At 67.4% G+C, this 23,712-nt stretch carries 25 protein-coding genes and 1 other RNA gene; 17 read left to right on the top strand and 9 right to left on the bottom strand.

Annotated elements, in window-relative coordinates; all coding sequences use genetic code 11:
- Positions 1-255: 255 nt before the first annotated feature.
- The 3 genes from RCP38_RS13220 to hisN form a co-directional block, all read right to left on the bottom strand.
- A complete protein-coding gene (locus RCP38_RS13220) occupies positions 256-1,464 on the bottom strand; it encodes an acyl-CoA dehydrogenase family protein (RefSeq protein ID WP_308473396.1) in 1,209 nt (402 codons plus the stop codon).
- A gap of 50 nt (positions 1,465-1,514) precedes the next feature.
- Entirely contained in the window at positions 1,515-2,924 is a 1,410-nt protein-coding gene (locus RCP38_RS13215; protein ID WP_308473395.1) for an acyl-CoA dehydrogenase family protein, read from the bottom strand.
- A gap of 110 nt (positions 2,925-3,034) precedes the next feature.
- Entirely contained in the window at positions 3,035-3,847 is an 813-nt protein-coding gene (gene hisN / locus RCP38_RS13210) for a histidinol-phosphatase (protein WP_308473394.1), read from the bottom strand.
- A gap of 23 nt (positions 3,848-3,870) precedes the next feature.
- On the opposite strand from hisN, the gene RCP38_RS13205 reads away from it, so the two are divergent.
- Positions 3,871-4,191, top strand: a complete 321-nt coding sequence (locus RCP38_RS13205; RefSeq protein ID WP_308473393.1) for a hypothetical protein — start codon at positions 3,871-3,873, stop codon at positions 4,189-4,191.
- A 14-nt stretch (positions 4,192-4,205) separates the two neighbouring features.
- On the opposite strand, the gene RCP38_RS13200 is transcribed toward RCP38_RS13205, so the two are convergent.
- Positions 4,206-5,582, bottom strand: coding sequence for an FAD-dependent oxidoreductase (locus tag RCP38_RS13200; protein WP_308473392.1), 1,377 nt, complete (start codon positions 5,580-5,582; stop codon positions 4,206-4,208).
- Between the two features lie 110 nt (positions 5,583-5,692).
- On the opposite strand from RCP38_RS13200, the gene prfB reads away from it, so the two are divergent.
- Genes prfB through RCP38_RS13165 form a run of 7 tightly spaced genes read left to right on the top strand, consistent with a single transcriptional unit; the run spans position 5,693 to position 11,223 of the window.
- Positions 5,693-6,808: a peptide chain release factor 2 gene (gene prfB, locus RCP38_RS13195; RefSeq protein ID WP_308473391.1), complete on the top strand. Its 1,116-nt coding sequence runs from the start codon at positions 5,693-5,695 to the stop codon at positions 6,806-6,808.
- Positions 6,809-6,811: 3 nt separating this feature from the next.
- A complete protein-coding gene (locus RCP38_RS13190) occupies positions 6,812-7,714 on the top strand; it encodes a mechanosensitive ion channel family protein (protein ID WP_308473390.1) in 903 nt (300 codons plus the stop codon).
- Positions 7,711-8,280, top strand: a complete 570-nt coding sequence (locus tag RCP38_RS13185) for a hypothetical protein (protein WP_308473389.1) — start codon at positions 7,711-7,713, stop codon at positions 8,278-8,280. The genes RCP38_RS13190 and RCP38_RS13185 overlap by 4 nt, the downstream gene beginning before the upstream one ends.
- A gap of 13 nt (positions 8,281-8,293) precedes the next feature.
- Entirely contained in the window at positions 8,294-8,983 is a 690-nt protein-coding gene (ftsE, locus tag RCP38_RS13180; RefSeq protein WP_308477274.1) for a cell division ATP-binding protein FtsE, read from the top strand.
- A gap of 1 nt (position 8,984) precedes the next feature.
- Entirely contained in the window at positions 8,985-9,878 is an 894-nt protein-coding gene (gene ftsX, locus RCP38_RS13175) for a permease-like cell division protein FtsX (protein ID WP_308473388.1), read from the top strand.
- A 2-nt stretch (positions 9,879-9,880) separates the two neighbouring features.
- Positions 9,881-10,381: an SsrA-binding protein SmpB gene (gene smpB, locus RCP38_RS13170; RefSeq protein ID WP_308473387.1), complete on the top strand. Its 501-nt coding sequence runs from the start codon at positions 9,881-9,883 to the stop codon at positions 10,379-10,381.
- Entirely contained in the window at positions 10,378-11,223 is an 846-nt protein-coding gene (locus RCP38_RS13165) for a DMT family transporter (RefSeq protein ID WP_308473386.1), read from the top strand. Before smpB ends, RCP38_RS13165 begins: the two co-directional genes overlap by 4 nt.
- A gap of 3 nt (positions 11,224-11,226) precedes the next feature.
- Here RCP38_RS13165 and RCP38_RS13160 read toward each other — a convergent pair whose 3' ends face one another.
- Together RCP38_RS13160 and RCP38_RS13155 are read right to left on the bottom strand one after the other, a co-directional pair.
- Positions 11,227-11,976 (bottom strand): response regulator transcription factor, encoded by a 750-nt coding sequence (locus RCP38_RS13160; protein WP_308473385.1) that lies wholly within the window; start codon positions 11,974-11,976, stop codon positions 11,227-11,229.
- A gap of 103 nt (positions 11,977-12,079) precedes the next feature.
- Positions 12,080-12,322, bottom strand: a complete 243-nt coding sequence (locus RCP38_RS13155) for a hypothetical protein (RefSeq protein WP_373692358.1) — start codon at positions 12,320-12,322, stop codon at positions 12,080-12,082.
- 844 nt (positions 12,323-13,166) lie between these two features.
- On the opposite strand from RCP38_RS13155, the gene RCP38_RS13150 reads away from it, so the two are divergent.
- Positions 13,167-13,646, top strand: coding sequence for a hypothetical protein (locus tag RCP38_RS13150; RefSeq protein ID WP_308473384.1), 480 nt, complete (start codon positions 13,167-13,169; stop codon positions 13,644-13,646).
- 8 nt (positions 13,647-13,654) lie between these two features.
- Positions 13,655-14,239 carry a hypothetical protein gene (locus RCP38_RS13145; RefSeq protein ID WP_308473383.1) on the top strand — a complete coding sequence of 195 codons (585 nt, stop codon included), beginning with the start codon at positions 13,655-13,657 and terminating at the stop codon, positions 14,237-14,239.
- Positions 14,240-14,251: 12 nt separating this feature from the next.
- Here RCP38_RS13145 and RCP38_RS13140 read toward each other — a convergent pair whose 3' ends face one another.
- Positions 14,252-14,959, bottom strand: coding sequence for a LuxR C-terminal-related transcriptional regulator (locus RCP38_RS13140; RefSeq protein WP_308477270.1), 708 nt, complete (start codon positions 14,957-14,959; stop codon positions 14,252-14,254).
- A gap of 159 nt (positions 14,960-15,118) precedes the next feature.
- On the opposite strand from RCP38_RS13140, the gene RCP38_RS13135 reads away from it, so the two are divergent.
- Positions 15,119-15,928 (top strand): TetR/AcrR family transcriptional regulator, encoded by an 810-nt coding sequence (locus tag RCP38_RS13135; protein ID WP_308473382.1) that lies wholly within the window; start codon positions 15,119-15,121, stop codon positions 15,926-15,928.
- Between the two features lie 110 nt (positions 15,929-16,038).
- Positions 16,039-16,431, top strand: a transfer-messenger RNA (tmRNA) gene (gene ssrA, locus RCP38_RS13130).
- Between the two features lie 80 nt (positions 16,432-16,511).
- Here ssrA and RCP38_RS13125 read toward each other — a convergent pair.
- Positions 16,512-17,057 carry a hypothetical protein gene (locus RCP38_RS13125; protein ID WP_308473381.1) on the bottom strand — a complete coding sequence of 182 codons (546 nt, stop codon included), beginning with the start codon at positions 17,055-17,057 and terminating at the stop codon, positions 16,512-16,514.
- A 75-nt stretch (positions 17,058-17,132) separates the two neighbouring features.
- Between RCP38_RS13125 and RCP38_RS13120 the strand changes: the two genes are divergently transcribed.
- Positions 17,133-18,656 (top strand): aldehyde dehydrogenase family protein, encoded by a 1,524-nt coding sequence (locus RCP38_RS13120; protein ID WP_308473380.1) that lies wholly within the window; start codon positions 17,133-17,135, stop codon positions 18,654-18,656.
- A gap of 27 nt (positions 18,657-18,683) precedes the next feature.
- The gene (locus tag RCP38_RS13115; protein ID WP_308473379.1) at positions 18,684-19,052 is read left to right on the top strand and encodes a DUF488 domain-containing protein; all 369 of its coding nucleotides are present in this window, start codon (positions 18,684-18,686) and stop codon (positions 19,050-19,052) included.
- Between the two features lie 15 nt (positions 19,053-19,067).
- Here the strand turns inward: RCP38_RS13115 and RCP38_RS13110 are convergent, their stop codons facing one another.
- Positions 19,068-19,565 (bottom strand): hypothetical protein, encoded by a 498-nt coding sequence (locus tag RCP38_RS13110; protein ID WP_308473378.1) that lies wholly within the window; start codon positions 19,563-19,565, stop codon positions 19,068-19,070.
- Positions 19,566-19,614: 49 nt separating this feature from the next.
- Between RCP38_RS13110 and RCP38_RS13105 the strand changes: the two genes are divergently transcribed.
- The 3 genes from RCP38_RS13105 to RCP38_RS13095 are packed head-to-tail and all read left to right on the top strand — an operon-like array spanning position 19,615 to position 23,706.
- Entirely contained in the window at positions 19,615-20,967 is a 1,353-nt protein-coding gene (locus RCP38_RS13105; RefSeq protein ID WP_308473377.1) for an MFS transporter, read from the top strand.
- On the top strand, positions 20,849-22,390 hold the full coding sequence (locus RCP38_RS13100) for a PucR family transcriptional regulator (protein ID WP_308473376.1): 1,542 nt from the start codon (positions 20,849-20,851) through the stop codon (positions 22,388-22,390). Before RCP38_RS13105 ends, RCP38_RS13100 begins: the two co-directional genes overlap by 119 nt.
- A 59-nt stretch (positions 22,391-22,449) precedes the next feature.
- Positions 22,450-23,706 carry an NAD(P)/FAD-dependent oxidoreductase gene (locus RCP38_RS13095; protein ID WP_308473375.1) on the top strand — a complete coding sequence of 419 codons (1,257 nt, stop codon included), beginning with the start codon at positions 22,450-22,452 and terminating at the stop codon, positions 23,704-23,706.
- Positions 23,707-23,712 lie beyond the last annotated feature (6 nt).

Genomic DNA, 23,712 nt, shown 5'->3' with positions numbered 1-23,712 from the left:
ACTGGCCGCGAGCGGGCGTGTTTGTACGGCAAAGCGCGGCGTGTCGCGTACAACTGCGCACCTTGACCGTCGCGGGTGGGCGCTTCGGTTCTGGACGTGCTGCGCATCATGCGGCGGATAACGGCGAACGCAGGTCCCGCACGACGATGGCGCGCGCCGTTTTGCGCAGCTACATGCCGCGCGAGGGTGCGTGCTTGTACGTCAAGCACGGCGTGTTGCCGGACAAACACGCACGCTCGCGCAGGAGGGGAGGGGCTACTTCAGCTCGGCGGAGCTCAGCCCCAGTAGCCGGCGGGCCACCACCAGCAACTGGATCTGCTGGGTGCCCTCGAAGATGTCGAGAATCTTCGAGTCGCGGCTCCACTTCTCCAGCAGCAGCTGCTCGGAATAGCCCAGGGTGCCGGCCATTTCGACGGCCTTGAGGGTGATATCGGTGGCGACCCGGCCGGCCTTGGCCTTACCCATCGACGCCTCTTTGGAGTTGGGGATGCTGTTGTCGGCCTGCCATGCCGAGCGCAGTGCCAGCAGGTTGGCCGACTCCCAGTCCGCCTCCATGCGCAGGAACTCCGCGGCCGGCGCGCTCTGGGCATGTGCGGGCTTGTCGTAGGAAATCTCGATACCGGCCTCGGTGAGCATCTTGCGCAGTTCCTCGAGTGCGGCACGGGCGACGCCGACGGCCATCGCCGCCACGATCGGCCGGGTGCTGTCGAAGGTCTCCATGACCCCGGAGAAGCTCTTCTCGGTGTTGATCTCCGGGCTGCCCAGCAGGTTGTCCTTGGGGATCCGGGCGTTGTCGAACCGGATCACCGCGGTGTCGGAGGCCTTGATGCCCAGCTTGTGCTCCAGGCGTTCGACGATCACGCCGGGGTGCTCGCGCGGCACGACGAACGACTTGATCGCCGCCCGCCCGAGCGAGCGGTCCAGCGTCGCCCACACCACGATGTGGGTGCAGCGTGATCCGGCGGTGACGAAGATCTTCTCGCCGTTGATCACGTACTCGTCGCCGTCGAGGGTGGCGGTGGTGGTCACCGCGGCGGAGTCCGACCCGAAGCTCGGCTCGGTGATCGCCATGGCGGCCCACACCTTGCCAAGCCGGGCCAACTGCTCATCGGTGGCCACCCCGGAGATGGCCGCGTTACCCAGGCCCTGGTAGGGCACCGAGAGCAGCAAAGCGACGTCGCCCCAGCTCATCTCGAGCACCTGCAGCAGGGCCGCCATGTTGGCGGCATTGCGGTTGCCGGTGTTCTCGCCGGCGTCGCGGAAGGCCTCGGCGCCGGCCATGGCGCTGCCGCCGGCCCCGGAGACCCCGTCGAACAGGGTTTCCAGGGTGTCGAGCTCGACCGGGTAGGCGTGTTCACGCTCGTCGTACTTACGCGAGATGGGGCGCAGCATCTCGGCGGCCCCGGCGTGGGTCATCTCGATGACTTCCTGCAGCTTGCGGGGCAGTTCCAGATTGATTGCCATGATCAGACTTTCGTGTTCGCAGCGGAGTTTGCTTGATGTCTTTCGGCGGCTCAGACGACCAGGACGCCCTCGGCGACCCCGAGCGCCCGCAGGTCTCGATACCAGCGCTCGACCGGGTGCTCCTTGGTGTAGCCGTGACCGCCCAGCAGCTGCACTCCGTCCAAACCGATCTGCATGCCCTTGTCCGCGGCGATCCGCTTGGCCAGTGCGGCTTCCCGGATGAACGGCAGACCCTGGTCGCACCGCGAGGCGCCGCGCCAGGTCACCAGCCGCAGGCCGTCGAGCTCGATGGCGATGTTGGCGCACATGAAGGCCACCGACTGACGGTGGGCGATCGGCTCGCCGAACGCCTCACGTTCCTTGATGTAGGGCATCACGTGGTCGAGCACCGCATGGCTGGTCCCGACCGCGAGCGCCGCCCAGCCCAACCGGGACAGGGCGATCGCCTGCGAGTAGTCGGCGTCCGACGCCGCGTCCTCGCCCAGGCGGGCGGCCAGCGGCACCGAGACCTTGTTCAGCTCGACCCGGCCGAGCGCGGCACCGCGCAGGCCCATGCTCGGGTCGGCCTTGACGGTCAGTCCCGCGGCGGAGGACTCGACGATGAACAGCGCCGGCCTGCCGTTGAGCTGGGCGCCGACGATGAACAGTTCGGCGTCGGCTGCGGCCGGGACCAGGGACTTCACCCCGTCGAGCCGGTAGCCGCTGGGCGTGCGCACCGCGGTCGTCTTGAGGTCGGTGGGGTCGAACAGCGGCTGCGGCTCGACGATCGCCACGCACGCCTGCGGCACGTTCTCGCCGGCGAACTCGGGCAGGTAGGTGGCCTGCTGGTCGGCGCTGCCCCAGTGGGTCAGCGCCGAAGCGACCCCACCGGGGGCCAGCAGCGGCAGGGCCAGGCTCATGTCGCCGTAACCGAGCGCCTCGGCGACCAGCACGTTGGTGACCGCGGACCGGTGGGCGGCGATCCCGTCGAAGTCCTCCGGGATGTTGATCGCGGTGATCCCCAGTTCGGCGGCCTTGCCGAGCAGTTCGCGCGGGTAGGTCAGTGCCTCGTCGGCGTCGTGGGCCGCGGGCCGCAACAACTCCGCTGCGAACTCCTCGACGGTATCGACGATCATCTGCTGGTCGTCATCGGGGGTGAGGTCGAAGTAGTCGGCGTTCTTGGCGCCGGCCGTCGCCTGGGTGCCCAACCGGGTGGGTGCCTTGGCCAGACCCTGGACCTTCTTGAACTGGCGGGTGGAGGCGCCGGCGACGGAGAAGACCGTCTTCACGCCGTAGTTCAGGCCCTTGTTGAGTGGCTCGCGCAGGCCGTAGCGGTCCAGGAATTCGCGGCTGACCAGCGGTGTGACCAGCGCCAACGCGGTCGCGATGGGGTTGCGCTTGTGCGGTTGCGACCCGACGCCGGTGGCTCGGCTGTTCAGTCGAACCTTCGAGCCGTTGGTGGCGGGGACGGTATCAGTCATCTCAGAGCCTCACTCGATGGACGGAATCGATGAGGACACCTTACTCCGAAGTAAGATAACTCCAAAGTAAGGTGTGACGAAGCCCGCAGGACACCCCGCCGACCGAGGGACTATTGCACGGTCAGCGCGGCCAGAACCTGCTGGTGCAGGGCGGGGTTGGCCGCCACCGCACAGTTCCCGTGCGGCCCCGGGTTACCGGCCAGGTCGGTGAAGACTCCACCGGCCTCACGCACCAGGATGTCGACGGCCGCCAGATCCCACACCGACACCACCGGTTCCACCGCGGCGTCCACCGCACCCTCGGCGACCAGGCAGTACGCCCAGAAATCGCCGTAGGAACGTGCTCGCCAGACCGACCCGGCCAGGTCCAGGAACTGCTCGCGCAGACCGCGCGCCGCCCAATAGTTCAGCCCGGCGAAGGTCAGGCTCGACGAGCCGACCTCGGTCACCGAGGACACCGACAGTCGCCGCGCCGCGGCACCGGCGACCGACCCGAAGGCGCCCTGTCCGTTCGACGCCCACCAGCGCCGGTGCAATGCCGGAGCGCTGATGACTCCGAGGATCGGCACGCCGTCGTCGAGCAATGCGATCAGGGTGGCCCAGATCGGTACCCCGCGGACGAAGTTCTTGGTGCCGTCGATCGGGTCGATGATCCACTGGCGTCCGGTGAAGGCGGCGGTTCCGCCGAACTCCTCACCGAGGATCTGGTCGTCGGGCCGTTCGGCGGCCAGCACCGCTCGCAGGGCGGTCTCGACGGCCTGGTCGGCGTCGGTCACCGGGGTGAGGTCCGGCTTGGTGTCGACCCGCAGATCGAGTGCACCGAACCGCGCCAGGGTGATCGCATCCGCACGGTCGGCCAGTGCCAGAGCGAGGTCGAGGTCTTCGTGAAGCCGGGAGTCGGGATTGTCGTTGATCTGCGCCATGGCGAAAGTCCTACCATGGCCGGATGTGGGAGATCGGGGCGCTGCTGTTACTGCTGGCGATTCTGGCGGGATTCCTGGCGCCGCGACTCATCCGGGGCGGACCGGGCGCCGGGGCCGAAGAGGGCACCCTGCTGGTCACCGGCGTCAGCCCGCGGCCCGACGCCGACGGCGCCCAATACGTCACCATCACCGGGGTCCTGCACGGGCCGTCCGTGCACGAGCACGAGGTGTATCAGCGCTACGCCGTCGACGTCGACGCGTGGCCGAGCATCGGTGAGCTGGTGCCGGTGCGCTACTCGCCCCGCAACCCGGACAACTGGCGCCGGGTCGAGCCGCCGGCCTGAGCCGGCGGGCCCGCTCAGCCCTGGCCGACCCGCAACATGTCGGCGACGTTGGCCAGCTTGACCCGCGGACGGCCGTGCGGTTCACCCGACGACCGCTCATGGGCGTCGATCCGATTCCAGTGCTCGGCGGTGATCAGCTCCGGCTGGCGCGAGAGCAGCCACCGGTGCAGCTCTTGCTCGTAATCGGTTCCGACATCGGACAATCCGCCGGCGGCCGCGGCGGCGGCCAGATCGGCGGCCAGCGTGTCGACGGTGGCCTGCGAGTCGCTCTTGTTGGAACCGATCACACCCGACGGCCCGCGCTTGATCCAGCCGACGACGTACTGGTTCGTGGTGCCCTCGATGCGTCCCTCGGTGTGGGGGATGGTGCAGCTGCGCTCGTCGAACGGCAGCCCCGGCATCGGCACGCCGCGATAGCCGACCGAGCGCACCACCAGTTGGGCGGCCATGACCTCACGCTCGCCGGTGTCACGCGCACTGACCCGGCCGTTGTCATCGGTGACCAGTTCGTTGCGGCCCAACACGATCTCCTCGACCCGGCCGTCGCCGCGGATCTCGATCGGGGACGTGCAGAACCGGAACACGATCCGGCGGTGGTCGGGGCGCATCTCGCGTCCGACATAGCCGCGCAGCACCTTGGCGTTCTGCTTGGGGTGCTTGGCGGCCGCCTCGATGTCCTCGTCGGTGAGGTGGGCGAACTCGCTCGCGTCGATCACCACGTCGACGTCGTCGAGGCCCTTGAGGTCGCCGAGTTCGCGTAGTTCCGGGCTGGTGAAGGTGGCTTCCAACGGGCCGCGCCGGCCGATGATCACCACCTCTTCGACGCCGCGCCGGTCGAGCAGATCCAGGGCGTGGTCGGCGATGTCGGTGCGCCGCAGTTCATCGGGCTGGCTGACCAGGATGCGCGCCACATCCAAGGCCACGTTGCCGTTGCCGACCACGATGGCGCGTTTGCAGCTCAGATCCGGGGCGTGGTCGGCGAAGTGCGGATGCGCGTTGTACCAGCCGACGAAATCCACCGCGGCGACGCTGCCGGGAAGATCCTCCCCGGGGATCCCCAACTGCCGATTCGACTGGGCGCCGATCGCGTAGATCACCGCGTCGTAGCGTTCGGCCAGCTCCTCGGGCATGACGTGCTCACCGACGGTGACGTTGCCGTAGAACCGGAATCGCGGATCGGCCGCGGTCTTCTCGAACTGCGCGCTGATCGACTTGATCTTCGGGTGATCGGGGGCGACGCCCGAACGCACCAGCCCCCACGGGGTCGGCAGCATCTCGAGCATGTCGACGCGGACGTCGGTCTCGCCGCCGGCCGCCAGTTTGAGGAGGGAAGCCGCGGCAAAGTACCCGGAGGGGCCGGAACCGACGATCGCGACATGGTAGGGACGCATCCTCACCAGCTTTCTGTACGGGGGCTGTCCCGTGATGCTAAACGCAGAAACCGGGCGGGGGTATCGGTCTGGTGCCAACCCGATTCGGCGCGCCGGTAACGTTGATATGCGTGGAACCCGACCGTCAGCCTGAGATCACTGCACTCGCCGCCACCTTGACCACGGTGGAGCGGGTGGTAGATGTCGACGGACTGCGCAGCCGCATCGAAAAACTCGAGCACGAGGCGTCTGATCCGAATCTCTGGGACGACCAGGCCCGAGCCCAACGCGTGACGAGCGAGTTGTCGCACGCGCAGGGGGAGTTGCGTCGGATCGAAGACCTGCGGCGCCGTCTCGACGATCTGCCGGTGCTCTACGAGATGGCCGCGGAGGAAGAGGGCGCCGCCGCCGCCGACGCCTATGCCGAGGCCGACGCCGAGCTCGCTTCGCTGCGCACCGACGTCGAGACCATGGAGGTCCGCACCCTGCTGTCGGGTGAGTACGACGAGCGCGAGGCACTGGTCACGATCCGCTCGGGTGCCGGCGGCGTGGACGCCGCGGATTGGGCGGAGATGTTGATGCGGATGTACATCCGCTGGGCCGAACAGCACAACTATGGCGTGGAGGTGTTCGACACCTCCTACGCCGAAGAGGCCGGGATCAAGAGTGCGACGTTCGCGGTGCATGCACCGTTCGCCTACGGCACCCTGTCGGTGGAGCAGGGCACCCACCGGCTGGTGCGGATCAGTCCCTTCGACAACCAGGGGCGCCGGCAGACGTCGTTCGCCGAGGTCGAGGTGCTGCCCGTGGTGGAGACCACCGACCACATCGACATCCCCGAGGGCGACGTCCGAGTCGACGTCTACCGCTCCAGCGGGCCGGGCGGTCAGTCGGTGAACACCACCGACTCCGCGGTCCGACTGACCCACATCCCCACCGGGATCGTCGTCACCTGCCAGAACGAGAAGTCGCAGCTGCAGAACAAGGTTTCGGCAATGCGGGTGCTGCAGGCCAAGCTGATGGAACGCAAGCGCCAGGAGGAGCGCGCCGAGATGGACGCGCTCAAGGGCGACGGTGGCAGTTCATGGGGCAACCAGATGCGTTCCTACGTGTTGCACCCGTACCAGATGGTCAAGGACCTGCGCACCGAGTTCGAAGTCGGCAACCCGGCCGCGGTGCTCGACGGGGACATCGACGGGTTCCTGGAGGCCGGCATCCGCTGGCGCAACAGGCCGGAAGGCGACTAGCCGATGGTTCTGGCCTTCTCCCCGGGACAGCGCTGGCACGACCTGTGGCGCGGTCAGATCGGCGAGTGGGTCATCACCAAGGGCCTGCGGATCGTCCTGCTGCTGATCGGAGCGGTACTGGCATCCCGGTTCATCAGCTGGTCGGCGCGGCGGGTCACCCGACGGCTGGAACACGGCTTCGCCGCCAGCGATGCCCTGGTGCGGTCGGAAGCCTCCAAGCATCGCCAGGCGGTCGCCTCGGTGATCTCCTGGGTGGCGGTGGTGTTGCTGTGCGTGGTGGTCGCCGTCCAGATCACCAGCATCCTCGACATCCCGGTCGGATCCCTGGTCGGGCCGGCCGCGGTGCTGGGTGGCGCCCTGGGCTTCGGCGCACAGAAACTGGTGCAGGACCTACTGAGCGGGTTCTTCATCATCACCGAGAAGCAGTACGGCTTCGGTGACCTGGTGCAGTTGTCGATGACCGGGGCGCTGACCGAAGCACTCGGGACCGTCGAGGAGGTGACGTTGCGGGTGACGAAACTGCGTACACCCAACGGCGAGGTGTTCACCGTCCCCAACGGCAATATCGTCCGGTCGCTGAATCTGTCCAAGGACTGGGCCCGTGCCGTCGTCGACATCCCGGTGCCCACCAGTGCCGACCTGACCCGGGTCAACGAAGTGTTGCACCAGGTCTGTGAGAACGCCCGTGAGGCCGACGCCCCGCTGCGCGACCTGCTGTTGGACCAGCCCTCGATGATGGGCGTGGAGAGCCTCGAAGTGGGGGTCGTCAACCTGCGGATGGTGGCGCGCACCCTGCCGGGCAAGCAGTTCGAGGTGGGACGCCGGTTGCGGGTCCAGGTGGTGCGCGCGCTGGCCTCGGTCGGTGTCGTCACCGCCGGAGAGGTCAAGCCGGTGGAGACCCCATGAGACTGCGGGTGGGCAAGCCCGAGGACCGGCCGGAGCGCCCGGGCCGGAAGCGCTGGCAATGGCCCGGTCAACTGTTCGGCGGACGCATCCGCACCTCCACGGTGGTGCTGATCATCGCGTTCTTCGCGGTGTGGTGGGTGTACGACACCTACCGCGAGGAGGTGACGCCGCCGCCGGCCCCGCAGGTGGTGCCACCCGGATTCATCCCCGACCCGGCCTACACGTGGGTGCCGCGCACCAGACTGCAGCAACCGCCGGCGACCGTCACCGAGACCGTCACGCCCACCCCGACGACGCCCGAGGAACCCATTCCGGCGGAACCGCCGCCCGGCGAACCGACGACGCCGACACCGATACCGGGCTGGCCGTTCTGCCCGCCGATTTGTCCGCCGCCGCCCCCGCCGGAGGTGCCCGGACCGCCCGCACCGGAGGTACCCGGATCGACTCAGCCGACGCCCGGGGCACCCCCGTCGTCACCCCCGCATGTCGCGCCGGCACCGACCCCGGCGTACCCCGGCGCGCCGACGCCATCGGCTCCGCCCGGCCCGGAAGTTTCGCACGGCTAAACTTCGAGCCGTGATGATCACGCTCGACCATGTCACCAAGCAGTACAAATCGTCGGCCCGTCCGGCGCTCGACGACATCAACGTCAAGATCGACAAGGGCGAGTTCGTCTTCCTGATCGGGCCGTCGGGTTCGGGCAAGTCCACCTTCATGCGGCTGCTGCTGGCCGAGGAGACGCCGACGTCGGGAGACATCCAGGTCTCGAAGTTCCACGTCAACAAGCTGGCGGGTCGTCATATCCCGAGCCTGCGCCAGGTGTTGGGCTGCGTGTTCCAGGACTTCCGGCTGCTGCAGCAGAAGACCGTGTCGGAGAACGTGGCGTTCGCGCTCGAAGTCATCGGCAAGAAACCCGCGATGATCAACCGGGTCGTCCCCGAGGTGCTGGAGATGGTCGGCCTGTCCGGCAAAGCCAACCGGTTGCCCGGCGAACTCTCCGGCGGCGAGCAGCAACGGGTGGCGATCGCCCGGGCCTTCGTCAACCGGCCGCTGGTGCTGCTGGCCGACGAGCCGACCGGCAATCTCGACCCGGAGACAAGCGAGGACATCATGGATCTGCTGGAGCGGATCAACCGCACCGGAACCACCGTGCTGATGGCGACGCACGATCATCACATCGTCGACTCGATGCGCCAGCGCGTCGTGGAGCTGTCGTTGGGGCGGTTGGTCCGCGACGAACAGCGCGGCGTCTACGGAATGGATCGCTGACGTGCGCTTTGGGTTTCTCTTCAACGAGGTCGTTACCGGGCTGCGCCGCAACGTCACCATGACGGTGGCGATGGTACTGACCACGGCCATCTCGATCGGACTGTTCGGCGGCGGGCTGTTGGTGGTGCGCCTGGCCGACCAGTCCCGCAACATCTATCTGGACCGGGTGGAGTCGCAGGTCTTCCTGGACACCGAAGTCGCCGCCGAGGACCCGAACTGCGAGGCACCGGCGTGCAAGAACCTGCGGGAGCAGATCGAGAAGCGCGACGACGTGAAGTCGGTGCGCTACCTCAACACCGACGACGCCTATGCCGATGCCATCCGCAAATTCCCCGAGTTCAAGGACGTCGCCGACAAGGACAGCTTCCCGCCGTCGTTCATCGTCAAACTGGAGAATCCCGAGCAGAGCGCCGATTTCGACAGTGCGATGCAGGGCGAGCCGGGTGTCCGGTACGTGCTCAACCAGAAGAAGCTCATCGACCGCCTGTTCGCCGTGCTCGACGGGCTCAGCCGTGCGGCGTTCGCCATCGCCCTGGTGCAGGCGATCGGGGCGGTGTTGTTGATCGCCAACATGGTTCAGGTGGCCGCATACACCCGGCGCACGGAGGTCTCCATCATGCGCCTGGTGGGCGCCAGCCGCTGGTATACCCAGTTGCCGTTCCTGGTGGAGGCGGTGCTGGCCGCGACGGTGGGTGTCATCATCGCGATCGCCGGGCTGATGGTGGTGCGCGCCCTGTTCCTCGACAATGCGCTCAGTCAGTTCTATCAAGCGCGGCTGATCGCCCGGATCGACTACGCCGACATCCTCTACATCTCGCCGATCCTGCTGCTGCTCGGTGTCGCTATGGCCGCGGCGACGGGCTACGTGACACTGCGCTTGTACGTCCGGCGGTAGCGGTGGCCAAGAAGTCGGCGGACAAAAACGCCAAGAAGCAGAACGCCAAGCAGATCGTTGCGTCGAATCGTAAGGCCCGGCACAACTATTCGATTCTCGACGTGTACGAGTGCGGCGTGGTGCTGGTGGGCACCGAGGTGAAGAGCCTGCGGGCCGGCCAGGCGTCGTTGGTGGACGCGTTCGCCACCGTCGACGACGGCGAGGTGTGGCTGCGCAACATGCATATCCCCGAGTACCACCACGGCACCTGGACCAACCACGACCCGCGACGCACCCGCAAGCTGCTGCTGCACCGACGTCAGATCGACATGCTGATCGGCAAGATCCGGGACGGCAATCTGACTCTGGTGCCGCTGTCGGTCTACTTCACCGAAGGCAAGGTGAAGGTGGAACTGGCCCTGGCCCGCGGCAAGCAGGCGCACGACAAGCGCCAGGATCTCGCCCGCCGCGACGCCCAACGTGAAGTCACCCGGGCGCTGGGCCGGCGCGCCAAGGGCATGTGACCGGCGCGCTGCTGGCGCTGCTGTCGGCGGCCGGATTCGGGGTCAGCGACTTCGCCGGCGGGCTGGCGGCCCGGCGCGTACCGGCGCTGCGCGTCGTGCTGGTGTCCTATCCGGTCGCACTGGTGTTGCTGGGCACGCTGGCGATTATCGTCGGCGGCCCGATTCCGTTGGGCGCCATCGGCTGGGGCCTGGCCTCCGGTGTGGCACTCGGACTGGGTGGCTGGTGGTTCTACGCGGCGCTGGGTGCCGGTCCGATCTCGGTGGTCTCGCCGGTGTCGGCGGTACTGACCGCCGGGGTGCCGGTGCTGGTCGGCCTGCTCCTGGGGGAGCGGCCCGGGTTCGTGGCCGCCGGCGGTATCGCGCTGGCGCTGGTGGCCGTTGCGCTGGTGAGTCGCGGCGCAACCGACGAGGACACCCGACCGCACCGGTTCACCCGCAAGGTGGCCTGGTTGACCGTGGGGGCCGGGGTGACGTTCGGGTTGGACTTCGTGTTCATCCACGCCGCGCCGGCGGACTCGGGACTGTGGCCGTTGGCGTTTGCCCGAGTCGCTGCGGCGGTATTGGTGTTCAGTGCAGCGGCCGGAGCCGGGGAATTGCGGTTGACCACCGGCGTGCCGCTGCGGTTGGCGCTGCTGGCCGGGCTGTCGGACACGGCGGCCAACATCGCGATGCTGCTGGCGCTGCGGGGCTCCGACCTGTCGTTGGCCAGCGTGCTGATCTCGTTGTTCCCCGCGGTCACGGTGGTGTTGGCCATCGTGGTGCTGCGGGAGCGGGTACAGCGGTTGCAGGTGGTCGGCATGCTGGCGGCGGGCGTCGCGGTCGTGATGATCACCGCCGGATAGCGGTCAGGCGGACAACATGTTGTCGACAGTCTCGTCGAGCCGGTCGAAATCCAGACTGTCCAGACTCAGCAGCCCATCTTCGATCGCCCGCGCGAGCAGGGCGGATTTGGTGGGCGCGCGACGGCCCACCGCTTCGTATTTTTCCCGGATGCGCTGCAGGTGGGTGCGCACCGTCGCCGGTGCGATTCCGAACCGCTTCGCGACGACTTCCTTGCTCTCGGTCTGCAGCCAGCTGACCAGCACCTCCTTTTCGCGGACCGAGAGGTTGGTGCGGCCGATGGTGCGGGCCTTGAGTAATGCGGTAGCCATCTGGGGCCCCACGTAGGGGACCGGCGCCCGCACCGACTGCACCGCGGCGATCAGGTGTTCCTTGCCGGCAGCCTTGACCACGTAGGACACCGCACCCAGATCCAGACTGGTCAGGATGACCTCGTCACCGCTTAGCCGGGAGTAGACGATGACCCGACAGCCCGATTGGCGCAGGCGGCTCAAGATGTCGAATCGTGGTGGCCCGTCGTCGAATTGCGGGTCGAACACCACGACATCGCCGTTGGTGAAGGTGTGGCCGCCGGGACCGAAGACCGCCTGGTGACTCGCAATCTCGGCGACGATCTTGATCGGTGGGTCGGCGGCATCGCACCATGCTTCGATCCCGGCTCGAACCGCATCGTGACCGTCGATGAGCACAACGGAGATCGGCCGGGGGCGCCAGCCGCTCGATTCGCGGGCAATAGTTCCCTCTACCGGAAACATGTCACATTCTTGTGACAACATGGCACGAACTTAAACTAAGTTCACCTTGCGTTCAAGATGTGTTGCTAATGAGGCGAGTGGGACGGAGCGGTTGGCGGGGGCTTTAACGCGGGGGGTAGACCCGGTAGCAGTTGGTGCCGCCGAAGCCCAGCACGTTGACCCGGTCGCACTGGTCGTAGCTGCCGTCGGCGTACGGCAACGAGGTGCAACGCATGCCGAAGCCCGGCCAACCGCCGCCGCCGGCGCAGTTACCGGGATTTGCGGATGCCGCGGGGGCCAGTGTCAGTGCCAGGGCGACGAAGCCGGGTGCGGCGATCATCGCGACTGTCTTTTTCAGTACGTTCACCGGATATCCTTTCTTTGATGATGCCGTGTTTCGGGAATGATGCGGCATCGAATTACGTAGACCGGGAACTGTCGAACGTTATTTGCAAGCTTTCCGGCCTTCTCGGACAACGTCAGAATAACGGCCCGTTGATCAAACCGTTATCGGCCGAACGGGTGAATATGACGACCCGCGGGAATGGGCAGGGCTAACCATTAATACGTTCGGAGTACGGCGCCCGTAGTCCGAACGTTTTAGCAGGTAATAGACCGTTTCGCGGCGACCGTGGGCGGGTGTGGTGCACCGCTTTGCCGCGGAAATGGAAAACTGTATTTCCGATCGGAATAGTGGGTCATGGCGTTCGGCGGTGAAAGTAGCCATTTCTATCCGGTGCCGTCGGCGGTTATATAGGCGAGTGGCCTATTCGGCCGATATCGCCGTCGCAGATCTCGGGATAGGGACGTTCGTCGGATGCGGGGCGCCGGGTGGTGACGGGTATCGGCAGTAGTTCCCCGGAATGGCGGAAAGCCGGGTGTCGCGTGCCCTGATGACGGTCTGATGGCGGTGATGCGGGGCTGAGATTCATACGTTTGGGTGACGGGTCGGCGGGATTCGGATTGTTAGCGTCAGGTCAGCGATCGCCGGCGACGGCGACGGCGACAGCGGCAGCAGGAAGCGGTCAATTCAGAGGAGTCGTATGTCCGACCTCATCGGCGCCGAAGCCCATCGGCTGCGCGCGTTGAACAGAGGTTTCGCTGCCGCGACGGGCCGGTTGCGCGCTGTGGTGGGTGAGACCGCCGGTCGGCTGCGCGCCCGAGGCCGGCCCGAGTCCCGAGGCTTCCGGAATCCGACAGCCCACGTCGATGTGGCCGGACTGTTCGGGGCGGATTCCGTTCGACCCGAATGGAGCTGGCGGGGCGATATCGGGACGACCCCGTGGTTCTCGCGACTCGGCGTCGGTGGCCCCGCGCCGAAGACCGCTCCTCCGGCGGGCCGGCGCCGCAGTGGCGCCGGGCCACGGTGGAGCTTCAGTAATCCGTTCGACGACTACCGGAAATCAGCCGGTCCGAGCCCGCTCTGGCCGATCGGGGCCGGAACCGCGACCAGCGTGCCTGCGGCGATCGACGTGGGCGAGCCCGCGCGGTACCTCACGGAGGGATCGGCCGAACAATGGGATGACGTCGTCGGAAGATTTGCCGTTGCAACGTTCGGGGAAGCCGTGGTTCCGGGCGCGGTTACGTTCGTCGCCGCCGCTCCCGCCGGCGCATTCGAAGCGGTCCGGGGTGCGACTCCGGCCTATCTGTCCGCGCTGATCTCGAACTTCGCCGCCAATCCGGTCGGGTGATGATGCGGATGGCACAGGGGATTCTGCTGACCGACGACGAGATCGTCGCCCTCGCCGCGATGCTGGGACGGCCTTGGCCGATCGGGCTGGCGACGGCTGCGCCGACCGCCGGGGAACTCACCCGGGCCGGAGCCCGGGGGGTCCGTTCGTTGGTCATCCGCGGAATCGTCACCGTCGGCGCAGACTCCGGTTATACGCCGCATCCGGGAATCGCCGCGATCGTCGAGACCTTCATCCGCGCGCCGCGTCGCGTCGGTGCCTACATCGCTCCCGCGGCGGCGGTCGACACGATGGCCGGTGCGTCGATCACCGCGGTACCGGTCGCCGGCATCTGGTGGGTTGATTCGGCGACCGCGCAGGGAATACACGGATTCCGGCAGGCCGATCGCGACGAGGTCGTCGGAGCGATCGCCGACCTGGCTGATCAGACCTGCGACGGAACGCTGTTGGCCGGAGTCGACGACCCGTCGGCGTACGTATGCGTGGTCGTCCACGGAGACGACTCCGCGAAGCGGACGGTGGTGACCAACGATTCAGCGGGGGCGGGGAGCCGGGAGTCGTTATCTGAGGCCCTCGACGAAGCGGTCGCCTGAAGCGTCGACCGGTTACAGGTCGCTCAGGCTGAGAATGCCGTCCTCGATGGCGCGGGCGAGCAATGCGGCTTTGGTCGGTGCGGGCCGACCGACCGCTGCATACTTCGCGCGGGCTCGTTGCAGATGGGTTCGGACCGTTGTCGGGGCGATGTAGAGCCGGCTGCCGACGAGTTCCTTGCTCTCGGTCTGGAACCAGGTGATGAGCACCTCCTTCTCCCGATCGGAGAGATTGGTGCGGCCCGACGCCCGATCGTTCGCCAGGGCTTTGGCCATCTGCGGCCCCACATAGCGCTGGTGGGCGTGCGCGGCCAGGATCGCGCCGATCAGGTGCTGCCGCCCCTCGGTTTTCGCCACGTAAGCGACCGCCCCCAGGTCCAGGCAGGTCAGGATTACTTCATCGGTCGACAGTTGGGAATAGACGATCACGCGCTGGCCCGTTTGACACATGACGCGCAGCGCCTCGAAGGACGGCCGGTCGCCGTCGGCATACACGTCGAAGATCACCACATCCAGCTCGTTCGGGATGTCGGGATAGCGAGCCAACAACTCCCGGGGACTGTGGAAGCGCCCCAGCACACGCACCGACGGCTTGGCCTGAGCGCACCAGGCCTCGATGCCCGCATGCACGACGTCGTGCTCATCGATAACGGCAACCGTGATGGCTGATGGGGCAGCGTTACCGGATATCGAGCCCGCTGCATCCGCCGCAAGTTCCTCGATCAAGCCTGTTGGATTCCTCTGGTTCCAAGTCCCAGCACGGAGGCGGGTCATTACTGCAATTCAGTGGACTCGACTCCGCGTTACGAATCCTGAGTCCGAGAATAGCGCTCAAGATTCCATTCCGACAAGTGATGAGACTCTCAGTCTAAAATCCACGTTGTGGCTGACGAGGCGAAACCGACCCCCCGTGAACAGGCGTGGGTGGCCGGCAGTGGTTGGCGCCCGCGTCGGCTGAGTGAGGCTGATCTGCGCGAGCGCATTCTCGGCACGGCGGTGACGATGCTGACCGAAAGCGGTGGACTCTCCGTGAGCATGGCGCATCTGAACATGGAAGAGCTGATCCGGATCGCCGATGTGCCGCGGAGTTCGGTGTACCGGGCCTGGGGCAGCAAAGAGGCGTTCTACGTGGACCTGATGGAACGGATGGTGGAGCCCGGCCCCGAAGGCAGCTATGCCGACGAGGTCGCCGCCGCCGCTCAGGACGTGCTGGAACAGCATCGCGATCGGCTGGTGACGCCGGCCGATCGCCGGGCGGTGTTCTGCGAGGTCGTGCGTTGTGCGGTCACCCGAAGCTTTCACGGTGTGGCGAGATCTCTGGCGTGGCGGTCCTTCACGGCGCTTGCGGTGGCGGCGCCGACCCTGGGCGCTGAAGACCGGGAACGCATCCTCGCGGCGCTGGACCGATCGCACAGCCGGATCATTGCTCGGGTATCCGATGTCTACACCGAGGTGTTGTCGAGAGTCGGCATGCGCATGAGGGACGGTTTCGACATTCGGACCTTCATGCTGACCGGTTCTTCGGCGATGGACGGTCTCATCAGGCTGGGCATCACCGACCCGCATACCGTGGCGTCCCGGACGGTCCGGCCCGGTCTGGACGGTGAACCGGTGGAGTGGGAGCTACCCGCGACCGCGTTCCTGGCGATCGCGGACGCCATGGTCGAACTCGACCCGGAATTCCGCCAGTAGCCCCGAACGGTGGTGTCCGGGTCCGGGATGAAAAAGTCGGGGCCTGTCGTTGCAGACCGGTACGATGGGGTGTCTCGCCGATACGGCGAGGTACACAGAGATGAGGACAGGGGGCTGAAAGGTTTCGACTGCGTGTGTCGAATCAAGGGAAGCGTGCCGGTGCAGGCAGGAGACCACCGTTAAGCGTCGCTGTAACCAAGTAAGCGCCAAGGTTGCACTTACTCCGGCTAAGGTCGCTCTTCAGAGCGACTTCGCTCTCGCTGCCTAAGCGATAGCGGGCCTGTCAGACCGGGACCTCCCTCGGCCCGGACCCTGGCATCGACTAGAGGGATCCACCGATACGTCCGGTCGCGGGATTTATCGGGACACCAACAGCGACTGGGATCGTCATCTCGGCTTGTTCACGTGACCGGGAGATCCAAGTAGAGGCACAGTGAACTGCGCACGGAGAAGTCTTGAGGGAATGCCGTAGGACCCGGGTTCGATTCCCGGCAGCTCCACAACCGAGGGAAGGCCGCAGAATCTGCGGCCTTCCTTTTGTCTGTGACGGCCGTGGCGATCGCCGGCCGCAGACCCGGCCGGTTCACCACAGTGGTTTCTCGACCAGTGCCCGGTGACTGCGCGGATCGGCCCGGCGCAGCGCTGCACCGAATCTGCGCGCGAACAGTTTGTATTCGCCGTACCCCACAATCGTTGTGGTGGCGAGCGGTGGGAACGGACACGTTGACCGGGCGGTCGTGAACTCTTCGATCCGGGTATTGACCGCCGAACCGGAACCGTCGGCGGTGATGTGGACGTAGAACGACGTCAGTTCGATGTGGCCGGTCGCATCGCGCACCGCGAAGATCAGCCTTCCCGCCTCGTTCCCCTCGAAACGAACGAACGGCCCACTGGGTGCAGCACTGTCGAACGACGCGGCCACATCCTTGGCCAAGCGCGCCACCCGATCGGGTCTGATCGAGGTCCTGGCCTGAAAAGTCGAGTGTTGATGTTTGTGCCGTACTGCCAACGCGGATCCATTTCCATAGTGCCGCAGCAGGTTTGGCGCGGCCACTTCCGCTATCGAGCCTAGGTGTCGCGATACGCCGCGTCTGTACTCCGATTGTCCGACATCGGTGGACCTTGACATCCTTTGCGGGGTTAACACACCATCGCTGAGGGCCAGATCACCTTCTGTCCGCCGGCTCTGGAACGGGGGAGCATCATGACTGCAGTGCAATCGAGGGCCGAGTCGGTGATCACCGTCCGGAACCCCGCAACCGGGGCCGTGTCGGGAACGGTCCCGATCGACGACGACGCCGCCGTCGCGGCCAAAGCGGCCAAGCTCCGCTCCGCGCAACCGGAGTGGGAGGCGCTCGGCCCGCAGGGCCGCAAACGCTGGATGCAGAAGTGGCAGGACTGGATCCTCGACAACGCCGACCACATCACCGAGGTGTTGATCTCCGAGACCGGTAAGTCCCACGTCGACGCCAGCTTGGAACCGGTCGCCACCGCAGACGCCGTCGGCTACTGGGCGGGACACGCCAAGGAATTCCTCGCCGACCGCCACCCCAAGGCGCACAGCCCCATCTACCGGGTCAAGCGGTTCACCACCGCATACCGGCCGTATCCGTTGGTCGGAGTCATCACGCCGTGGAACTTCCCGTTCGCGATGCCCGGACTCGATGTCCCGCCGGCCCTGGCGGCCGGAGCCGCCGTGCTGCTCAAGCCGTCCGAGGTGACACCGCTGTCCGCGGTGGAATTCGCCCGCGGCTGGGCCGAGATCGGTGCACCGGCGGTGCTCGATGTGACGACCGGCTACGGCGAGACCGGCCAGGCCGTGATCGAGCACGCAGACTTCCTGCAGTTCACCGGCTCCACCGCGACCGGTCGCAAGGTCGCGGTGGCCTGCGCGCAACGACTCATTCCCTACGGCCTCGAACTCGGCGGAAAAGACCCGGCGATAGTGCTGGCCGACGCCGACCTCGACCGTGCCGCGAACGGTATCGCCTGGGGAGGACTGTTCAACTCGGGGCAGGTATGCGTCTCGGTGGAGCGCGTGTACGTCGAAGCTCCGGTCTACGACGAATTCGTCGCGAAACTCAGCGCCCGGGTCGGCGGGGTGCAACAGGGCCACGACGGCGACACCGGCGCGATGGCCACCGAGGCGCAACGCGACATCGTCTCGCGGCATGTCGGCGAGGCGACCACCGCGGGAGCTCGGGTCGTCACCGGCGGCGAACCCACCGGGGTGGGGACCTACTTCACGCCGACGGTCCTCGCCGACGTGGACCAGTCGATGTCCTGCATCACCGAGGAGACCTTCGGGCCGACCCTGCCGGTGATCAAGGTGGCCGACGAGAACGAGGCCGTTCGGCTGGCCAACGATTCACCGTATGGGCTGTCGGCCACCGTGTGGACGGCCGATGCGCGTCGCGGCGAGCGGCTCGCACGCCGACTCGAGGCGGGCGCGGTCAACGTCAACGATGCGCTGGTGAATGTGTTCTGCCCCGGGCTGCCGATGGGTGGCTGGAAGCAGTCCGGTATCGGCTACCGGGCCGGTGGTCCCGCCGGAATCATCAAATACTGCCGCCAGCAGGCGATCACCGCTCCGCGATTGCCCACCCAGAAATCCGAGTTGCTCTGGTATCCGGCGTCGAAGCGCCGGATGGCGATGACGCTGGCCGTCATGCGGGCCTTCTCGGCACGCGGACGGCGGCGTTTCGGTTCGCGGTCGCGCAACGGCTGACGGCCGAAAACAGCGCTACCCTGGGGTATGAGCTCCAAAACCACGTTTCGGGTCGCTCGCGTCTACGACGAGACCCGAGCAGAAGACGGTGAACGGATCCTCGTCGACCGGGTCTGGCCCCGGGGGTTCCGCAAGGACGATCCTCGAATAGGGCACTGGTACAAAGCCGCGGCGCCATCGGGTGAACTGCGCAGTTGGTACAACCACCAGCCGGAGCGTTTCGCCGAATTCGTCAGCCGCTACGAAGACGAGTTGGCGACCCCCGAGGGCAAGACCGCCCTGGCCGGCCTGCGCGATCTGGCCCGCGGCCACGACATCGTCACCCTGGTGACCGCGAGCCGTGACGTCGACGGCAGCCAGGCGGCGGTATTGGCCAAGCTACTGAGCCACCGGTGATGCAGCAGATGTGGTCTACAGCCGGCTGGCGGTGGTGACCGCCATCCCGATCGGGATGCTCACCACCAACGCGACCAGGAGCAATCGGTAGGCCACCGGTGCCCAGCCCGATCGCGGACTGCGGCGGACGTCGATCAGCAGTCGGGCCAGCACCGCGAACAGCAGTGCCGAACCCGTATAGAACACCGCGAGATGGTCGGTGACCACGCCCAGCACGATTGCGGCACCGGAGACGTTGAACGCCGCGGCGCGCAACCTTGCCGCACCCGACGACGGCGGCGAGCCGGGAAGCAGGGTCTGGCCGGCGCCGATCACCAGTTGACCGACACCGAGTACGAGCACCAGGTAGGCGACCGCCCAGACACCGTGACGGGTCGGCATCGGCGCGGCGATGGCGGCGGCCAGGACGCCACCGCCTACGATCGCAGCCGAACCGGCTACCGCGAACGGTGTGAACGCCGAGCGCCGCTCCCACAGTCGCAGCACCGCCGGCGAAGGGACTGCATCGTTCATGATCAAGCCTCCCGAATCAGAGATTACCGAGGTTGTCTAAAGTTATCGGGTGACCTCCGACTCTCCCGCCGCCCGACCACGGTTGCAGCGGGAGATCTGGATACTGCTCGTCGCGAACGTGTTGATCGCGCTCGGCTACGGCCTGGTGTCGCCGGTGTTGCCGGTCTACGCCCGTCATTTCGGTGTGAGCATCTCCGCGACGACCTTTCTGATCACCGCGTTCGCACTGACCCGTCTGCTCTTCGCCCCGGTGAGCGGCCTGCTCATCCAACGGCTGGGGGAGCGCTGGGTGTATGTGACCGGCCTGTTGATCGTCTCGGTGTCGACCACCGCGTGCGCCTTCGTCCAGACGTACGGACAACTACTGTTCTTCCGCGCCCTCGGTGGCGTCGGCTCGACGATGTTCTTCATCGCCGCGGTGGGCCTGATGATCCGGATCAGTCCCGAGGACGCGCGCGGCCGGGTCGCCGGCCTGTTCGCCACCGCGTTCCTGCTGGGCACGGTGGGCGGGCCGGTACTGGGCAGCGTCACCGCACGCTTCGGCCTGAGCGCGCCCTTCCTGATCTACGGCTCCGTACTGCTGGTCACGGCCACCGGCGTGTTCGTCAGTCTGCGGCACTCGCACCTGGCCGAGGCGGCCGACTCGACGGGCCCCACCGTGTCGGTGCGGTCGGCACTGGGCAACCGTGCGTACCGGTCGGCACTGCTGTCCAATTTCGCGACCGGTTGGTCGGTGTTCGGTCTGCGGGTCGCGCTGGTGCCGTTGTTCGTCACCGAAGTCCTGGGTCGCGGCCCCTCCTTCGCCGGCTTGACGCTGGCGATGGTCGGCATCGGCAACGTCTGTGCGGTGCTGCCCAGCGGCCAGTTGTCCGACCGGATAGGTCGCAAAGGGCTGTTGATCGTCGGGCTGGTGGCCTCGGGCGTCACGACCATGTTGCTGGGCGCGAGCGCCTCCCTGGTGGTGTTCCTGGCGGTGGCGTACCTGACCGGGGTCGCTTCGGGCATCTACGGATCGCCGCAACAGGCCGTCATCTCCGACCTCGTCGGCAATCAGGCCCGCGCCGGAACGGCGGTGGCGACCTATCAGATGATGGCCGATTTCGGGTCCATCGTCGGATCGGTCGCGGTGGGCCTGATCGCCGAGCGGATGTCCTTCCAATGGGGTTTTGCGGTCAGCGGCGTGGTGCTGCTGGCGGCCGCGATGACCTGGTTCTGGGCGCCGGAGACGCGGGCCTGCGAACCAATAGGCGGGGCCGACGGCGCGACCTGGCTAGGCTCGGCTGATGGTGACGCTGGACCGGCTGGTCAACGTGGTGGGCAGCTACGGGGTTCGGCTGAGGTTCTGCTCCATTCCGAGGACGACGCAGCTGAGCAGCGTCGTGATGCACGAGGTGACCGGTGAGCGTCCCGTCGTCGGCGACGTGTTGCTGGCCGTCGGGGCCCGCTCGGTAAAAGAAGCCGTGCGCTGGGCGGTGGCCGCCAAGGCCGCCGCCGTACTGGTGCGCGACGCCGAGGACAAGACGGCGTTCGTCGGCGAGGGGGAGTCGCTGGCCGTGCTGGTGGTGGACGCGGCGGTGTCCTGGAGTGAGCTGGCCGCCGTCGTCTACGGTCTGGTGCTCGAAGGCCGGGAGACCGAATCGGGTCGGGGACCGACCGATCTCTTCGCGGTGGCCGATCACCTGGCCGAGGCGGTTTGCGGAGCGGTCACCATCGAGGACCAACTGGGGCGGTTGCTGGCCTACTCCCGAGGGCAGCGGCACGCCGATCCGGCGCGTTCGGCGACGATCCTGAACCGCCAGGAGTCCGCCGCCGTGCGGAGGGTGTTCGAACAGCGCGGCGTCCTGGCGCACTTGGAGCTGCGTGACGAGCCGCTGTTCGTGGACCCCGACCCCGACCACGGTCTGACCGGTCGGATGGTGGTGGCGGTGCGGGCCGGACGGGAGTTGCTGGGTGCGGTGTGGGTGGCCTGTCCGGCTCCGCTCGACGGTGATCGGTTGACCGCGCTCGCCGACGGCGCCCGCACCGTCGCACTGCACCTACTACGGTCACGTGCCAGTGCCGATCTGGAGCGTCAAGTCGAATCCGACTGGGTGACCAAGCTTTTGGACGGTGATCCCGATGCCGAGGCACTGATCGCCAGGTTGGGGCTACCGCTGGCGCCGTTGCGGGTCATCGCCGTACACACCCGAATCGGCACACAGGACCACGCCGGACTGCTGCTGGCCTTCGAGGCCGTCACCACCGGGTTCGGCTGGTCCAGGCCCGGGCGCAGCGCGCTGGCCGCCAGCACCGTCTACACGGTGCTGCCGGCCGAGGACGTCGGTGTGGCACGCCTGTGGGTGAACGGGCTGGTCGCCGCGCTGCCGCCGGAAGCACGGGTGTTGGCCGGCATCAGTGCGGTTGCCACGGCCGCCGAGCTGCCCGCGGCGCGGCGGGAGGCCGAGGAGTGCCTGGCGCTGCACGAAGCCGGGCGGGCCGCCGGACCACCGCCGGCCTACGACGAGTCCTGGGACGAGGTGGTGTTGCGCCGGTTGCGCATTGCGGCGCGCGCCGGCCGGATTCCGGTCCGCGGGCCGGTCGCGACGCTGCGCCACCACGACGCGGCACACAACACGCCGTATGCGACGACCCTGCGGGCGTGGCTCGACGCCCAGGGCGATCTGGCGCGGGCCGCCGAACAACTCGGGGTGCATGAGAACACGGTGCGCTATCGGCTGCGCAAAATGGCCGAGGTCACCCCGCTCGGGCTCGAGAATCCCCGCACCCGGCTGGCGGCGATGATCGAGTTGGCGGCCGGCGAGCTGTCGGGATTCGACAAACCCTGACGTCGCAGTTGTGTGGATCGGTTAAACCGGCGGTACCGCGACGGCCGCATCATGGAGTGATGGGGGCGACCAACCGGATCGACGGCGCGCCACGATCGGTGATCGTGGTGGGTGCCGGCATCGTCGGGTTGTCCACGGCCTGGTTCCTGCAGGAGCGTGGTGTCGAGGTCTCGGTGGTCGACCGGGTGGGCGTGGCGGCCGGTTCTTCGTGGGGCAACGCCGGATGGATCTCCCCGGCGCTGGCGATCCCGCTCAACGAGCCCGCCAACCTGCGTTTCGGATTGCGGTCGCTGCTGAGCCGGACCGCGCCCCTGCAGGTTCCGTTGAACGCCGGACCGACGTTGTGGGCGTTCCTGGCGCGCTTCGCGGCCAACAGCCGTCCCGCAGCCTGGCGTCGGGCGGTACGGGCGAATGCGCCGCTGAGCGCGGAATGCATTGAGGCATACGACGTTCTGGTGGCCAACGGGGTGGACGCGCCGGTCACCGAGGCGCCGATCACGGCCATCTTCCGTAGCTGCGCCGACGCCGAACGACTGCTCGACGAACTGCGCCGGTTCTCCGACGCCGGCAGCCCGGTATTCGGAACCGAACTGACCGGCGCCGCACTGCGGGAGCGGGTACCGCTGGCGTCGTCGGCGGTCGGCGCGGCGGTGCAGATCGACGGCCAGCGGTTCCTCGACCCCGGTCGCTTCGTGACCGCATTGGGGCGTGCCGTGGTGCGGCGCGGCGCGGTGATGCACACCGGTGACGTCATCGACGTGGCGCCGGGAGACGCGGGGGCGACGGTAACCTGCCGCGACGGTTCCACGCTGAGCGCGGACGCGGTGGTGATCGCCAACGGTGCCTGGCTGTCCCGCCTGACGCAGCGGTGGACCCGGGTGCCGGTACGGGCCGGGCGCGGCTACTCCTTCACGGTTCCGGTCGAGGGTCCGGTTCCCGGACCCGTCTACCTGCCCGATGCGCGGGTGGCCTGCACACCGCTGAACGGCATGCTCCGGGTCGCCGGAACCATGGAATTCGGCGATCCGGACGCCCCGATAGTCCCCGCCCGCGTCGAAGCGATCGTCGCCGCGACTAGGCCCCTGCTCGACGGCGTGCGCTGGGATGAGCGCACCGACGAGTGGGTGGGGCCACGTCCGGTCAGTCCCGACGGACGCCCCCTGGTGGGGGAGGTGTCCCCACACACCGTCTACGTTGCAGGCGGGCACGGCATGTGGGGTATGACGCACGGCCCGGTGACGGGCCGAGTGCTGGCCGAGCAGATCACCACGGGCAAACAGTCCGCCGTGCTGCGCGACCTCGATCCCTTGCGCTGAACCCGT

It is taken from the genome of Mycolicibacter sp. MU0083, assembly GCF_963378075.1.
Lineage (GTDB): Bacteria > Actinomycetota > Actinomycetes > Mycobacteriales > Mycobacteriaceae > Mycobacterium > Mycobacterium kokjensenii.
Note: the sequence above shows the minus strand (reverse complement) of the source record. Positions and strands in the feature narration are given on the sequence as shown.

What these genes read in the sequence shown, in the direction of transcription:
- hisN (WP_308473394.1), bottom strand. Translation starts at nt 3,847, where the DNA reads ATGGCGCAGATCAACGACAATCCCGACTCCCGGCTTCACGAAGACCTC.
- RCP38_RS13095 (WP_308473375.1), top strand. Translation starts at nt 22,450, where the DNA reads ATGGGGGCGACCAACCGGATCGACGGCGCGCCACGATCGGTGATCGTG.
- RCP38_RS13215 (WP_308473395.1), bottom strand. Translation starts at nt 2,924, where the DNA reads ATGACTGATACCGTCCCCGCCACCAACGGCTCGAAGGTTCGACTGAAC.
- RCP38_RS13120 (WP_308473380.1), top strand. Translation starts at nt 17,133, where the DNA reads ATGACTGCAGTGCAATCGAGGGCCGAGTCGGTGATCACCGTCCGGAAC.
- RCP38_RS13190 (WP_308473390.1), top strand. Translation starts at nt 6,812, where the DNA reads ATGGTTCTGGCCTTCTCCCCGGGACAGCGCTGGCACGACCTGTGGCGC.
- RCP38_RS13200 (WP_308473392.1), bottom strand. Translation starts at nt 5,582, where the DNA reads ATGCGTCCCTACCATGTCGCGATCGTCGGTTCCGGCCCCTCCGGGTAC.
- RCP38_RS13110 (WP_308473378.1), bottom strand. Translation starts at nt 19,565, where the DNA reads ATGAACGATGCAGTCCCTTCGCCGGCGGTGCTGCGACTGTGGGAGCGG.
- RCP38_RS13115 (WP_308473379.1), top strand. Translation starts at nt 18,684, where the DNA reads ATGAGCTCCAAAACCACGTTTCGGGTCGCTCGCGTCTACGACGAGACC.
- RCP38_RS13125 (WP_308473381.1), bottom strand. Translation starts at nt 17,057, where the DNA reads ATGTCAAGGTCCACCGATGTCGGACAATCGGAGTACAGACGCGGCGTA.
- RCP38_RS13145 (WP_308473383.1), top strand. Translation starts at nt 13,655, where the DNA reads ATGGCACAGGGGATTCTGCTGACCGACGACGAGATCGTCGCCCTCGCC.
- RCP38_RS13205 (WP_308473393.1), top strand. Translation starts at nt 3,871, where the DNA reads ATGTGGGAGATCGGGGCGCTGCTGTTACTGCTGGCGATTCTGGCGGGA.
- RCP38_RS13100 (WP_308473376.1), top strand. Translation starts at nt 20,849, where the DNA reads ATGGTGACGCTGGACCGGCTGGTCAACGTGGTGGGCAGCTACGGGGTT.
- RCP38_RS13160 (WP_308473385.1), bottom strand. Translation starts at nt 11,976, where the DNA reads ATGTTTCCGGTAGAGGGAACTATTGCCCGCGAATCGAGCGGCTGGCGC.
- RCP38_RS13185 (WP_308473389.1), top strand. Translation starts at nt 7,711, where the DNA reads ATGAGACTGCGGGTGGGCAAGCCCGAGGACCGGCCGGAGCGCCCGGGC.
- RCP38_RS13220 (WP_308473396.1), bottom strand. Translation starts at nt 1,464, where the DNA reads ATGGCAATCAATCTGGAACTGCCCCGCAAGCTGCAGGAAGTCATCGAG.
- ftsE (WP_308477274.1), top strand. Translation starts at nt 8,294, where the DNA reads ATGATCACGCTCGACCATGTCACCAAGCAGTACAAATCGTCGGCCCGT.